Annotated in this window: 10 protein-coding genes; 6 read left to right on the top strand and 4 right to left on the bottom strand. The window is 69.6% G+C overall.

The genetic code is table 11. From position 1 onward, the window contains the following. Positions 1–7: 7 nt before the first annotated feature. Positions 8–529 (bottom strand): DMT family transporter, encoded by a 522-nt coding sequence (locus ACN22W_RS24325; RefSeq protein WP_193100824.1) that lies wholly within the window; start codon positions 527–529, stop codon positions 8–10. Positions 530–619: 90 nt separating this feature from the next. On the opposite strand from ACN22W_RS24325, the gene ACN22W_RS24320 reads away from it, so the two are divergent. Together ACN22W_RS24320 and ACN22W_RS24315 are read left to right on the top strand one after the other, a co-directional pair. Then, positions 620–1,525 carry a LysR family transcriptional regulator gene (locus ACN22W_RS24320; RefSeq protein WP_419689707.1) on the top strand — a complete coding sequence of 302 codons (906 nt, stop codon included), beginning with the start codon at positions 620–622 and terminating at the stop codon, positions 1,523–1,525. 142 nt (positions 1,526–1,667) lie between these two features. Then, on the top strand, positions 1,668–2,141 hold the full coding sequence (locus ACN22W_RS24315) for a DUF3592 domain-containing protein (protein WP_419689706.1): 474 nt from the start codon (positions 1,668–1,670) through the stop codon (positions 2,139–2,141). A 16-nt stretch (positions 2,142–2,157) separates the two neighbouring features. Here ACN22W_RS24315 and ACN22W_RS24310 read toward each other — a convergent pair whose 3' ends face one another. After that, positions 2,158–3,039, bottom strand: coding sequence for a LysR family transcriptional regulator (locus ACN22W_RS24310; protein ID WP_419689821.1), 882 nt, complete (start codon positions 3,037–3,039; stop codon positions 2,158–2,160). A gap of 132 nt (positions 3,040–3,171) precedes the next feature. Between ACN22W_RS24310 and ACN22W_RS24305 the strand changes: the two genes are divergently transcribed. Next, complete coding sequence (locus ACN22W_RS24305) at positions 3,172–4,605, top strand: MFS transporter (RefSeq protein ID WP_419689705.1); 1,434 nt, start codon at positions 3,172–3,174, stop codon at positions 4,603–4,605. A gap of 163 nt (positions 4,606–4,768) precedes the next feature. Beyond that, positions 4,769–5,563 (top strand): enoyl-CoA hydratase, encoded by a 795-nt coding sequence (locus ACN22W_RS24300; RefSeq protein ID WP_419689704.1) that lies wholly within the window; start codon positions 4,769–4,771, stop codon positions 5,561–5,563. A 162-nt stretch (positions 5,564–5,725) separates the two neighbouring features. Here the strand turns inward: ACN22W_RS24300 and alr are convergent, their stop codons facing one another. Further along, positions 5,726–6,847: an alanine racemase gene (gene alr / locus ACN22W_RS24295; protein WP_419689703.1), complete on the bottom strand. Its 1,122-nt coding sequence runs from the start codon at positions 6,845–6,847 to the stop codon at positions 5,726–5,728. 301 nt (positions 6,848–7,148) lie between these two features. On the opposite strand from alr, the gene ACN22W_RS24290 reads away from it, so the two are divergent. Next, the gene (locus tag ACN22W_RS24290) at positions 7,149–7,520 is read left to right on the top strand and encodes an MAPEG family protein (RefSeq protein WP_048246366.1); all 372 of its coding nucleotides are present in this window, start codon (positions 7,149–7,151) and stop codon (positions 7,518–7,520) included. Positions 7,521–7,572: 52 nt separating this feature from the next. Here the strand turns inward: ACN22W_RS24290 and ACN22W_RS24285 are convergent, their stop codons facing one another. Further along, a complete protein-coding gene (locus tag ACN22W_RS24285) occupies positions 7,573–8,520 on the bottom strand; it encodes a LysR family transcriptional regulator (protein ID WP_193100818.1) in 948 nt (315 codons plus the stop codon). 120 nt (positions 8,521–8,640) lie between these two features. On the opposite strand from ACN22W_RS24285, the gene ACN22W_RS24280 reads away from it, so the two are divergent. Next, positions 8,641–12,180 (top strand): ATP-binding cassette domain-containing protein, encoded by a 3,540-nt coding sequence (locus tag ACN22W_RS24280; protein WP_419689702.1) that lies wholly within the window; start codon positions 8,641–8,643, stop codon positions 12,178–12,180. The last annotated feature ends 170 nt before the right edge of the window (positions 12,181–12,350 follow it).

The raw sequence follows: 12,350 nt of genomic DNA, 5'->3' as shown, positions 1-12,350 counted from the left end.
TGCGCATTCAACGCAGCGGCTCGGGTTGCGCGGCCGCCGCGTCGCCTGATGCAACCGGCGCGGGCGTCTGCCATTGCACGACGATCATTCCCGCGAAGATCAGCGCAACGCCCGCGATGCGGCCGGGCGTCGCGAGCCGCTGCGGCAGGCCCATCAGCCCGTGATGGTCGATCAGCAGCGACGCGAGCATCTGCCCGGCGACGACGCAGACGATGAAGGTCGTCGTGCCGAGCCGCGGCGTCAGGATCAGCGCGAGCGTGATGTAGATCACGCCCGCGAGGCCGCCGAGCCATATCCACAGCGGGCGCTGCAGCGCGTCGCCGACGAGCGGGGCGTTCGCGCGCATTGCCAGCAGCACCGGCAGCACCACCAGCAGGCTGACCGTCAGCGACGCGACGCTCGCCCACAGCGGGTGGCCGAGCGCGCGCCCGAGCGCGGCATTGCTGCCGCCTTGCAGCGGCACCAGCGCGCCGGCGACGAACGCCGCGGCGGCGAGCGAAAGGGTGGTGAGGGAAAGCGAAGTCGTCATCTGGGTCGGTCATGAAAGGGTGTCGAAATGATTGTCATCCATTAAGATGGCGAATGGAAATTCGTCTTTCGGATGCTTCATATTCGCGTCATGAATAATCTGGCTCGTATCGACCTGAACCTGCTCGTCACGCTGCATGCGTTGCTGAGCGAACGTCACATCTCGCGCGCCGCGGTCCGGCTGCACAAGAGCCAGCCGGCCGTGAGCCATGCGCTCGCGCGGCTGCGCGAGATCTTCGGCGATCCGCTGCTGGTGCGGCGCGCGGGCCGGCTCGACCTGACTGCGCGCGCGAACGAACTGATTGAACCGCTGAACGACGTGCTCGGGCGGCTCGGCGCGCTGATCGAGCCGGCCGCGTTCGATCCGTCCGCGACCACGCGCGTCTTTCGCATCGCGATGTCCGATTACGGCGCGCGTATCGTGCTGCCGGCGCTCGTGAAGACGCTGCGCGCCGATGCGCCGGGCATCGAGCTGATCGTGTCGCAGGCCACGCGCGAGGCGATGCGGATGCAGCTGATGGACGGCGAGGTCGATCTCGCGCTCGGCGTGCTGCCCGCGCTGCGGCGCGAACTGCATGCGCAGCCGCTGTTCGTCGAATCGTTCGCATGCGTGGCCGACGCGAGCCGCTTGCCGCGCCGCGGCGAACTCGCGCTCGACGCGTGGCTCGCGCGGCCGCATGCGCTGGTCGCGATGCGCGACGGCATGGACAACGAGGTCGATCGCGCGCTCGCGCGGTTGCGGCACGAGCGGCACATCGCGGTGATCCTGCCGTTCTGGGGCGTCGCGAACGATCTGATCGCCGGCACCGATCTCGTGCTGACCGTCGCACGCCGCAACCTCGATCGTGTGCGCGACGACGCGCGCCTGCGCGTGTTCGAACCGCCGTTCCCGATCGATTCGTTCGAGTTCGCGCAGCACTGGCATGCGCGCCGGCACGGCGACGCCGCGCATGTGTGGCTGCGGCAGACGATCGCGCGCGTCGCGAGCGGCGAGTAGCGGCGGGTAGCGGCGGGTAGCGGGGGAGGCGGCGCAATTTACAGTGCTCCGCGATGCTCGTATCCTGCCGGATGCCGAAGGCGGCGTGCGTGCGCGTCATGCGCACAACGCCCGGCATCCACCACCATCAGGAACGGGACAGATGCCAGTGAAAATCGATCGGGCACCGCTCGCCCGCACCGCCGCGCAGCACACGGAGCTGCTGATCGCGAAGGGCGTCGTGTTCACCGTGGTGGGCACGTGCATGCTGATCGGCGACGTCATGTACGCGCAGTCGACGCGCGAGTTCCTGCGGACATCGGTCGTCGTGCCGGGTCACGTCATCAAGCTGAACGCGGGGCCGCATCATCCGGAGATCGCATTCACGACGCTCGCGGGCGAACAGGTCGAATACCCGCAAGGCGGCGACGTCAGCGTGCAGGACGGCGCGACGGTCGAGGTGCGCTACGCGCCGGATGAGCCCAGGACGAGCGCGCGAATGAATACGTTCGGCGCGATCTGGGGCACGGTGCTGACCCTCGGCGGGATGGGCGCCGTGTTTTTCCTCGGCGGTATCGGGCAGCTGTGGTCGGGCGTGCGCGCATGGCGCCGCGGGCGGAACCCGGTCGCGCGCTGAATCGGTAGCCCGTTCGTTACCGGCCCGAGGGCGCGGCGGTCGCGAATTCGTCGACGACGGCTTCGATCACGGCCTGCACGCGTGCGGTCTTGTAGAGATCGGCATGCGCGACGAGCCACACGTCGAAATGATTGCATCGTCGCGGCATGAGGCGCACCAGTTCCGGCTCGGCTTCGGCGCGGAAGCACGGCAGCTCCGCAAGGCCGAGGCCCGCAAGCGCGGCCTCGACCAGCATCATCGTCGACGATGTCTGGAACATCACGCGGCCGCGCGACGTCGATTCGCCGCACAGCGCATCCCACATCGTCGGCACCACCGGCTGCTGATACATCACCAGATCGTGTCCTTCGAACGCACTGCCCGCGGCAGGTTCGCCACGCTCGGCCAGATAGCGGCGCGACGCGTAGATGCCCGTTTCGAGATGCCCGAGCCGCCGGACGATCAGGTCCGGCGATTCCGGCCTCAACGTGCGAATCGCGAGATCCGCTTCGCGGCGCGTGAGATTGGCGATTTCCGCCGACGTCACGCACACGACGTCGATACCGGCATGCCTGCGCCGCAAGCGGGCGATCGCGGGAATGACGAAACGCTTGCCGAGCGTGTCGGTCGTCGCGATGCGCACGGACCCGGCAAGCTGCTCGTCGAGCCCCATGACGCGTCGCTCGATGGTCAGCGACGCGCGTTCCATCGTTTCGGCGGGTTCGAGCAGCGCTTCGCCGGCGGTCGTCAGCACATAGAGGGCCGGCGTTCGGAGAAACAGGCGGGCCGAGAGTTCGTCCTCGAGCGCGGCGATCCGACGCCCCACCGTCGCCTGATCGACGTTCAGTTGTGCCGCGGCGCCGCGCAGCGTGCCGGTGCGCGCAAGGGCCAGGAAGAAGCGGGCGTTGTCCCAGTTCATGCGGGTCGGCAGCGTCATCGGTCAGGGTGGTGGCGGGCGTGGTGATGCACATCTGCATCGGGCAAAAGCGAAATTATCACTTTTCTGCATCGTGCGCCGTTTCTAGACTCCTGAAATCTGCCCGGAGGTTTCATGCCCGATTGCACGCCCGTTTCCGTTCCCGTTCCCCTATCCGTGACGCCAGCGTGCCGCTCGACGGCCCGCGAACGCCGCCTCACGCTTGCGCTCGTCGCGATCGGCATGTTCATGGCTGTGCTCGATACGACGATCGTCAACGTTGCGCTGCCGGCGATGCGCGCAAGCCTCGGCGCGACGGTCGCCGGGCTCGCGTGGATCGTCGATGCGTACACGCTCAGTTTCGCCGCGTTGATCCTCGCGGGCGGCGTCCTGTCCGACCGGTTCGGTGCGAAGCACGCCTATCTCGCCGGCCTCGCGCTCTTCATCGGCGCGTCGGCGGGATGCGGGTTCGCGTCGTCCGTGACCGTGCTCGTCGCCGCGCGATTCGTGCAGGGCGTGGGCGCGGCGCTCTTTCTGCCCGCGTCGCTGGCGATCGTGCGCAACACCTTCGATGTGCCGGCCGAGCGGGCGCGGGCGATCGCCGTCTGGGCGGGTATCGCATCCGTCGCCGCGTCGGTGGGGCCGGTGCTGGGCGGCGTGCTGGTGGAGGATTTCGGCTGGCGCAGCGCGTTCCTCGTCAACGTGCCGACTGGCGCGCTGGCGCTGGCCGGGGCGGCGGCGCTGGTTCGCGCGTCGGCCAGGCGTGACGCGCGGCGCTTCGACTGGGCCGGCCAGTTCGCCAGCGCAACGGCGCTCGGCGCGCTGTGCTTTGCCGCAATCGAGCTGCCGACGCGTGGTCCGGGCGCGGCTGAAGTCCTCGCCGCACTTCTGGTTGCCGCGCTCGCCGCCGCCGTGCTGATCGTCGTCGAGCGGCGCACCGCCGATCCGATGGTGCCGCTCGTGTGGTTTCGTAATCGCGTGTTCATTGCGATGAACGTGATGGGCACCCTCGTCTATGTCGGCTATTTCGGGTTGCTGTTCATCCTGAGCCTGTACCTGCACGGCAACCTCGGGCTGAATGCGCGGCAGACGGGGCTGATGCTGTTGCCGCTTGCATTGAGCCTGTCGCTCGGCAACCTGTTGTCGGGCAAGCTGCTCGGGCGGGCAAGCGCGACGCAGCTGATGGCCGGCGGCCTTTTCCTCGCGACGTGCGCGGTTCCGGCGCTCGCGGCCGCGCTGACGATGCACGCGCCGTGGCCCGCGGCGTGGGCGGCGATGGCGGCATTCGGCACCGGGACCGCGTTGTCCGTGGCGCCGATGATCGCGACCGTGCTCGAACAGGTGCCGGCGGATGCGGCGGGTGTCGCATCGGGATTTCTCAATGCGGCAAGGCAGGCAGGGAGCCTGCTCGGCGTCGCAATCGCCGGCGCCGCGACGATGCTGTTGCCGAATCTGATGGCGGCGCTGCGGGCGGTCGCGGTGCTCGGCTTTGCCACGTATGCAGCGGCGGTGCTGGTCGCGCTGATCGCAGGCGCGAGCATGGGGAAGCTTGCGCAGCGGCACCCGTAACGCGCGCAAGCCGAGGCGCCGCCGTGCGGCGGTGCGCAGGCATGCTGGCCGTCCCGGCTGGACGTCGCGCGCAATGTGGAGGACGATTCGTGATCATGTCAGTCGCGAACGCGGGCGCGTGCCGCCCGTGTGCGCCCGATCGAAACCCGTCGAGCGGAACATCATGGAACCCGATCAAGAGACTGCCGAGCCGATCCTGTTGCGCGAGTCGCACGACGGCGTCGTCACGCTGCGGCTGAACCGGCCGCAGCAGTTCAACGCGTTGTCCGAGGCGATGCTCGCGAGCCTGCACGATGCGTTCGATACGCTGGCGGCCGATCCGCACGTGCGCTGCGTCGTGCTGGCCGCGCAAGGCAAGGCGTTCTGCGCGGGCCACGACCTGCGGCAGATGCGCGGCAAGCCGGACCTCGATTACTACCGCACGCTGTTCGCGCAATGCAGCCGCGTGATGCTCGCGATGCGCGCATTGCCGGTGCCGGTGATCGCGCGCGTGCAGGGCATCGCAACGGCGGCCGGCTGCCAGCTCGTCGCCGCGTGCGACCTCGCCATCGCGGCCGACACCGCGCGCTTCGCGGTATCGGGCATCAACGTCGGGCTGTTCTGTTCGACGCCGGCCGTCGCATTGAGCCGCAACGTCACGGCGAAGCGCGCGTTCGACATGCTCGTGACCGGGCGTTTCGTCGATGCGGCGACGGCCGCCGCGTGGGGGCTCGTCAACGAGGCCGTGCCCGAGGACGCGCTCGACGCGGCCGTCGCGCGCAAGGTCGCGGAGATCGTCGCGAAGAGCCCGGCCGCGGTGCGGGTCGGCAAGCAGATGTTCTACCGCCAGCGCGAGATGCCGCTCGACGAAGCCTATGCGTATGCGGGCGACGTGATGGCGCGCAACATGATGGAAGAGGATGCCGGCGAAGGGATCGACGCGTTCCTCGAGAAGCGCAAGCCGATCTGGCGCTCGTAGTACGTCGCTGAACGGGCGGGCCGAGCGGAGCGGGCGGGCCATTACCGACGCGTTTTCTTCAGTTCGAATTCCTCGTCCGCCGCAACGCAAACGGGCCGCCCGAAGCGGCCCGCAAGTAGCGAGGTAAGCGCAGCGATGCGGCAGCGCATCACCGCATTCACCTCAACGTCCGTAGCTCCCGGTCCGCAGCGCCGGCTGCGCGGTCGACGCGCCGGGCGGCACGATCACGACCGGCACGCGGCGCGCGAGCGCGCACATCAACTCGTAGCCGATCGTGCCGCTGGCTTCCGCGACGTCGTCCACTCTCACCTGGTCGCCCCACAGCTCGACGGCCGACCCGATGCCCGCGTTCGGGCACGGCGTCAGGTCGACGGTCAGCATGTCCATCGACACGCGGCCGACGACGCGCGTCATCACGCCGTCCACCGCGATCGGCGTACCGGTCGGCGCGTGGCGCGGATAACCGTCCGCGTAGCCGCATGCGACGACGCCGATCCGCATCGGCCGATCGGCCGTGAAGCGGCGGCCGTAGCCGACGGTTTCTTCCGGCGACAGCGTCTGCACGCCGATGATCTTGCTCGTCAGCGTCATCGAGGCCATCAGCGGCGTATCGGCGATATGCCGCGACGCGCCCGTCGGCGATGCGCCGTACAGGATCGTGCCGGGCCGCACCCAGTCGCGGTGCGCGCGCGGATGCCACAGCACGGCCGCCGAATTCGACACCGAGCGCTCGCCCGGAATCCCCGCCGTGGTTGCATCGAACTGCTCGAGCTGCCAGTCGACCTCGCCTTCGTCGGCGTTCGCGAAATGCATCATCAGCGTGATCTTGCCGATCGACGGCGCGCTCGCCGCGCGCTCCCACGCGGCGCGGAACGCGGCGGGCCGGTAGCCGAGCCGGTTCATCCCGGAGTTCATCTTGAGCTGGATGTCGATCGGCTGCCGCGGCTTCGCGGCGATCAGCAGGTCGAGCTGCTCGTCGCAGTGCACGGCCACCGTCAGCCGGTGATGATCGGCCAGCTCGATGTCGGCCGGTTCGAAGATCCCTTCGAGCAGCAGCACGGACTTGTCCCAGCCGAGTTCGCGCACGCGCACGGCTTCGTCGAGATCGAGCAGCGCGATGCCGTCGGCGGCCGCGAGGCCCGGGTAGATCCGCTCGATGCCATGGCCATAGGCGTTGGCCTTGATCACGGCCCACACGCGCGATTGCGCGGCGGTGCGGCGGATGAAGTCGAGGTTGTGACGGACGGCGTCGGGGCGGATGTGGGCGACGATGGGACGGGGCATGGTGATGGCTCGGGTCGGATGTCGTTCGGCGCGCGGCGGCGCGATAGGGGCGGCAGGCTGGCGCGGTAGCGCGCCAAGCCAGTGTTGAGCGCTATCTTATTGGTGTTCGACCAGTTTTAATTAACGTATTTGTCGACGATTTGGTGGAAATTTAGGTGGCGGATCAGGCCGACCAAGGCGGTCGGCGGCACGCGCGGCCGAGTCTCCCGTCTAGAAAATCGGTGCGCGAACGGCGCGGCGCAATGCTAAGCTTTCGACGATCTTGTCATTGAACAATGTAATCATAAAGGAGGAGACTTTGATGACGACGTCCCAGCTGTGCCTGTTCATCGTGGCGCTGTTGCCGTTCCCGCTGACCTTCCTGGCGAAGGCCCGCAAGGGTTACGACAACCGTACGCCGCGCGACTACCTGGCGAAACTCGAAGGCTGGCGCGCACGGGCGCAGGCCGCGCACCAGAACGCGTGGGAAGCGCTCGCGCTGTTCACGGCGGCGCTGGTCGTCGCGTGGCACAACGGCGCGAACGCGCACCACGTCGACCAGCTCGCGATGGGTTTCGTCGCGATCCGCGTCGTCTATACGTTGATGTACTTGTTGAACTGGGCGTCGCTGCGTTCGCTCGTGTGGTTCGCCGGGATGGCGTGCGTCGTTGCGCTGTTCTTCGCCACGCCTTGACGGGGGGTGAGCAGGCGAGGCCGGCTTTGCGTGCCGGCCCTAAGCTGCGCTCTTAAGCACCGCCCGCGCCCCGCGCGTGACTGTCGTTGGATGCGGGCGCAACGATCTTCGCGGTGAACGGCGGCGCATCCGCCTCGCGGCGCAGGAACGCGATCAACGGATCGAGCAGCCGGTGCCGCGTCGAAGGATGGCGGCGCAGCACGAAACGCCATGACGCATCGCGTTCGAGGCCCTGAATCAGCGGCACCAGACGGCCGCTGCGCAGTTCGGGTTCGATGAGCGGCACGCGGCCGAGCGCGATGCCCGCACCGCCGACCGCCGCGCCGATCACCTGGCTGAAGCTGCTGTAGCGGACGATCTTCGTCTCGAAGTCGTCCGGCAGTCCGAATTCCGAGGCCCAGTTGCGCCAGTCGATCTCGGGGCTGTCCTCGTGCATCTCCTGCAGCAGCCGCGACACGCACACGTGCCCCGACGCGTACGGATACAGCTCGGGGCTGCATACCGGAAACACCGTCTCCCGCATCAGCACGTCGTCGTCGGCCCGCAGCCGGTGCGCGGGCACGTGCACGATCGCCAGATCGACGCCGCTGCGCGCGAAATCCGGTTCGTCGTCGAGCACGACGGCATGCAGCGGCGTGTCGGGATGAAGCGACGAGAATTCCGCGAGGCGACGCGCGAGCCACATCGACGAAAACGGCGCGTTGGCGGACACCGTCAAACGTTGCGCGGTGCCGCGAATCTCGCCGCAGGCGTCGGTCAGGCGCGTCAGTGCGTCGCTGACGGCCGGCAGCAGGCGTGCGCCGGCCGGCGTCAGACTGATACCGCCGAGCCCCGTGCTGCGTTCGAGCAGCCGCGCGCCGAGCGATTCCTCGAGCGCGCGGATCTGGTGGCTGACCGCGCTCGTCGATACGTTCAGCTCGGCCGCCGCGCGCGCAAACCCGCCGAGGCGGACAGCCGCCTCGAACGCTCGCAGTGCGCTAAGGGGAGGGAGGTGCGACATGCGGGGTATTGTAGTTGACTCAACACCCGTTGAAAAATCATCTTTTGCCGCGCACGGGCGGCGCGGGTAGCCTCGATCCGGTCAAGAAAAACCGTACTAAAACACCGACTGGAGGGCTTCATGTATTTCGACCGACGACTATGGGCAATGATGGCGGGACTACGCTGGCGGGTGGCCGCGGCCGTCGCGCTCGGGCTGCTCGCGATGGGTGTCGGCATCCTCCGTTTCGTGTTTCTCGGCCGCGTGCTGGCGCTGGTCTTTTCCGGCGCGCCGACACGCAGCATCGCCGAAGCCGTCGTTGCAACGGCGGCCTGCGTGCTGTTGCGCGCGTGGCTCGACCATCGCCGCACGGTGCTCGCGCAACACACGGCGGGCCGTGTGCAGACCACGCTGCGCGCGCGGCTGTTCGACCGGATCGCCGCGCTCGGCCCCGCATGGTTCAGCGGCGAGCGCACGGGCGGCGTGATGCTGGCCGTCGTCGACGGCGTCGAGCAGTTGCAGACCTTCTTCGGCGTCTACCTGCCGCAGCTCGTGATCGCCGCGTGCGCGCCGGTCATGATCTTTGCGGTGCTCGCATGGTGGGACGTGCCGACGGCCGCGATCCTGCTGGTCGCGGCACTCGTCACGCTCGCGCTGCCGCAGCTCGTGCATCGCGCCGACCGGCGCGCGGCGCTCGCGCGCTCGGCCGCATTCAAGGCATTCGGCGAGGAGTTTCTCGATGCGGTGCAGGGCCTGCCGACGCTGAAGGCGTTCGGGCAGAGCACCGCATTCGGCGCGAAGCTGGCGGCGAAGGCGCGCGCGCTGTCCGACAGCACGTTCTGGGTGCTCGCGCTGGGGCTGCTGACGCGGCTCTTCACCGATCTCGGCACCGGCCTCGGCGCGGCCGCGGCGATCGCGGTCGGCGCGTGGCGCGTGCGGCACGGCGACATGAGCCTCGAGGCGCTGCTGATCGTGCTGATGGCCGGCAGCGAAATCTTCCGGCCGTTGCGCGACCTGCGCTCGGTGTTGCACCAGGGGATGATCGGCCAGTCGGCCGCGAATGCGATCCACGCGCTGCTCGACGCGGGCAGCCACGCGCCGGCCGCCGACGCGCCGCGCGTGACGAGCCTGCGGCCGGAGATCGCATTCGACAGCGTCAGCTTCGCGTATCCGGGGCGCCGCGCGGACGCGCACGCGGCGCTGAGCTTCTCGGTTCGCGAAGGCGAGACGGTGGCGATCGTCGGCCCGAGCGGCGCGGGCAAGTCGACCATCGTGCGCCTGCTGCTGCGCCAGCACGATGCGCAGGGCGGCGCGATCCGCATCGGCGGTCACGACGTGCGCGCGCTCGACGCCGGCCAGGTGCGCGAGATGATCGCGGTCGTCGCGCAGGATGCGACGCTGTTCGACGGCAGCGTTGCCGACAACCTGCGGCTCGGCCGCCCCGACGCGAGCGACGCGGACATGATCGCGGCCGCGCGCGCCGCCAACGCGCACGATTTCATCTCGGCGCTGCCCGATGGTTACGCGACGCGCATCGGCGAACGCGGGCTGATGCTGTCGGGCGGCCAGCGCCAGCGCATCGCAATTGCCCGCGCGCTGCTGCGCGATGCGCCGATCCTGCTGCTCGACGAGGCGCTGTCGTCGGTCGACGCGGAGAACGAAGCGCTGATCCAGCAGGCGCTCGACCGGCTCACGCGCGGGCGGACGACGCTCGTGCTCGCGCACCGGCTGTCCAGTGTGATCGGCGCCGATCGCATCCTGGTGCTCGACCAGGGGCAGGTGGTCGACGAGGGCACGCACGCGGCGCTGATCGCGCGCGACGGCCCGTATCGGCGGCTGATGGGGCCGCAACTGGAAGCGGTCGCCGAATCCGTCGGCGCGGCGGCGACGGCCGGCGCCACCGCGCGCGCGTCGTCGGGCCCGCAGGTGCGGCTGCTGAACGACGACGCGGCGACGATCGGCTGGCCGGAAACCTTGCAGACGCTGCTGCGCTTCGTGCGTCCGTGGAAGGGCAAGGTCGCGCTGACCGTGCTGTTCGGGATCGGCCGCGTGCTAGCGTTCATCGGCGTCGGCGTGATCGGCGCGATGGTGGTCGGCGCGGTGTCGACCGGTCACGCGAGCCCCACGCTCGTCGCGGCGCTGCTCGTCATCGCACCGGTGGCGGCCGTGCTGCACTGGCTCGAATCGTGGCTCGCGCACGACATGGCGTACCGGCTGCTCGCGGAAATGCGCATCGCGCTGTTCGCGACGCTCGAACGTCTCGCGCCGGCCGGGCTGCTGCGCCGCCGCTCGGGCGATCTCGTGTCGCTCGCGACGCAGGACGTGGAGACGGTCGAGTATTTCTACGCGCACACGCTGGCACCCGCGTTCGTCGCGGTGCTCGTGCCGGCTGCCGTGCTGGTGCTGCTGGCGGCGGTCGCGTGGCCGCTCGCGCTCGTGCTGCTGCCGTTCCTGCTGTGGGCCGGGCTGGCGCCCGTGCTGGCCCGGCGCGACGTCGACCGGCTCGGCACCGGCGCGCGCGAAGCGCTCGGCCAGCTGGGCGCGCACCTGACCGAAACGATCCAGGGGCTCGCGGAACTGACCGCGTTCCAGGCGATCGCGCGCCGGCGCGAAGCGTTCGTCGCGGAGGCCGATGCGTACCGCAAGCAGCGCGCGAAGCTGCTCGACGACCTGTCGGCGCAAAGCGCCGCGCTGGAAATCGCGAGCGGGCTCGGCGGGCTGGCGGTGGCGGCACTCGGCGCGCTGCTGTGCGCGCGCGGCTGGTTTCCGCGCGAGTCGTTGCCGCTGCTGGTGCTGGTTGCCGTCGCCGCGTTCATGCCGGTTGCGGAGATCGGCCAGGTCGCGCGCCAGCTGGCCGACACGATCGCGTCGACGCGCCGCTTGCGCGCGCTGGAGAAGGAACCCGTGACCGTGACGGACGGCGCGCAGGCGATGCCCGGCAATCCGGCGGTGCGTTTCGAGAACGCGCGTTTTACGTATCCGGGCCGCAGCGTGCCCGCGATCGACCGCGTGAGCTTCGAGGTGCCGCCCGGCAGCACGGTCGCGCTGGTTGGCGCATCGGGCGCCGGCAAGTCGACGGTCGCGAGCCTGTTGCTGCGCTTCTGGGATCCGCAGCAGGGCCGCGTGACGCTCGGCGGCGTCGACCTGCGCGACCTGCGGCTCGACGACCTGCGGCAGCACATCGCGCTGGTCGCGCAGGATACCTACCTGTTCAACGACACGCTCGAAGCGAACATCCGGCTCGCCGCGAACGATGCATCCGACGCGGACGTGCAGCGTGCGATCGACCAGGCGGCGCTCGGCGAATTCGTCGCGCGGCTGCCGGACGGGCTCGCGACGCGCGTCGGCGAGCGCGGCGTGCAGCTGTCGGGCGGCCAGCGCCAGCGCGTTGCGATCGCGCGTGCGTTCCTGAAGGATGCGCCGGTGCTGATCCTCGACGAGGCGACGTCCCACCTCGACACGATCAGCGAGCAGCAGATCCGCGCGGCGCTGGAAGACCTGATGACGCAACGCACGTCGATCATCATCGCGCACCGGCTGTCGACCGTGCGTAATGCCGACCTGATCCTCGTGATCGAGCAGGGCAGCGTCATCGAGGCCGGGCGTCATGCGGAGCTGCTGGCGCGGCAGGGCGCGTACGCGCGGCTCGTGTCGCATCAGGCGAGCGGGGTGACGGCGTGACGGACGCCGGATCGGCGTGTCGCCGGCCGGTGTTGTTACGGGAATCGCCTCCCGTTCGTTGAGCCGCGCCGGCGCTTGCCGGCTTCGCGCGCACGGCTGCCCTGGCCACCCCGGCCACGTCGCGGCGGATCGCCGACGTTCCACATGAACGAGCGGGCCGTTCAACGCGA

The sequence above is a fragment of the Burkholderia theae genome, assembly GCF_048565265.1.
In the GTDB taxonomy this organism is placed as follows: domain Bacteria; phylum Pseudomonadota; class Gammaproteobacteria; order Burkholderiales; family Burkholderiaceae; genus Burkholderia; species Burkholderia theae.
This window is presented reverse-complemented; position numbering and strand designations above follow the sequence as displayed.

What these genes read in the sequence shown, in the direction of transcription:
- ACN22W_RS24325 (WP_193100824.1), bottom strand. Translation starts at nt 529, where the DNA reads ATGACGACTTCGCTTTCCCTCACCACCCTTTCGCTCGCCGCCGCGGCG.
- ACN22W_RS24320 (WP_419689707.1), top strand. Translation starts at nt 620, where the DNA reads ATGAATAATCTGGCTCGTATCGACCTGAACCTGCTCGTCACGCTGCAT.
- ACN22W_RS24315 (WP_419689706.1), top strand. Translation starts at nt 1,668, where the DNA reads ATGCCAGTGAAAATCGATCGGGCACCGCTCGCCCGCACCGCCGCGCAG.
- ACN22W_RS24310 (WP_419689821.1), bottom strand. Translation starts at nt 3,039, where the DNA reads ATGAACTGGGACAACGCCCGCTTCTTCCTGGCCCTTGCGCGCACCGGC.
- ACN22W_RS24305 (WP_419689705.1), top strand. Translation starts at nt 3,172, where the DNA reads ATGCCCGATTGCACGCCCGTTTCCGTTCCCGTTCCCCTATCCGTGACG.
- ACN22W_RS24300 (WP_419689704.1), top strand. Translation starts at nt 4,769, where the DNA reads ATGGAACCCGATCAAGAGACTGCCGAGCCGATCCTGTTGCGCGAGTCG.
- alr (WP_419689703.1), bottom strand. Translation starts at nt 6,847, where the DNA reads ATGCCCCGTCCCATCGTCGCCCACATCCGCCCCGACGCCGTCCGTCAC.
- ACN22W_RS24290 (WP_048246366.1), top strand. Translation starts at nt 7,149, where the DNA reads ATGACGACGTCCCAGCTGTGCCTGTTCATCGTGGCGCTGTTGCCGTTC.
- ACN22W_RS24285 (WP_193100818.1), bottom strand. Translation starts at nt 8,520, where the DNA reads ATGTCGCACCTCCCTCCCCTTAGCGCACTGCGAGCGTTCGAGGCGGCT.
- ACN22W_RS24280 (WP_419689702.1), top strand. Translation starts at nt 8,641, where the DNA reads ATGTATTTCGACCGACGACTATGGGCAATGATGGCGGGACTACGCTGG.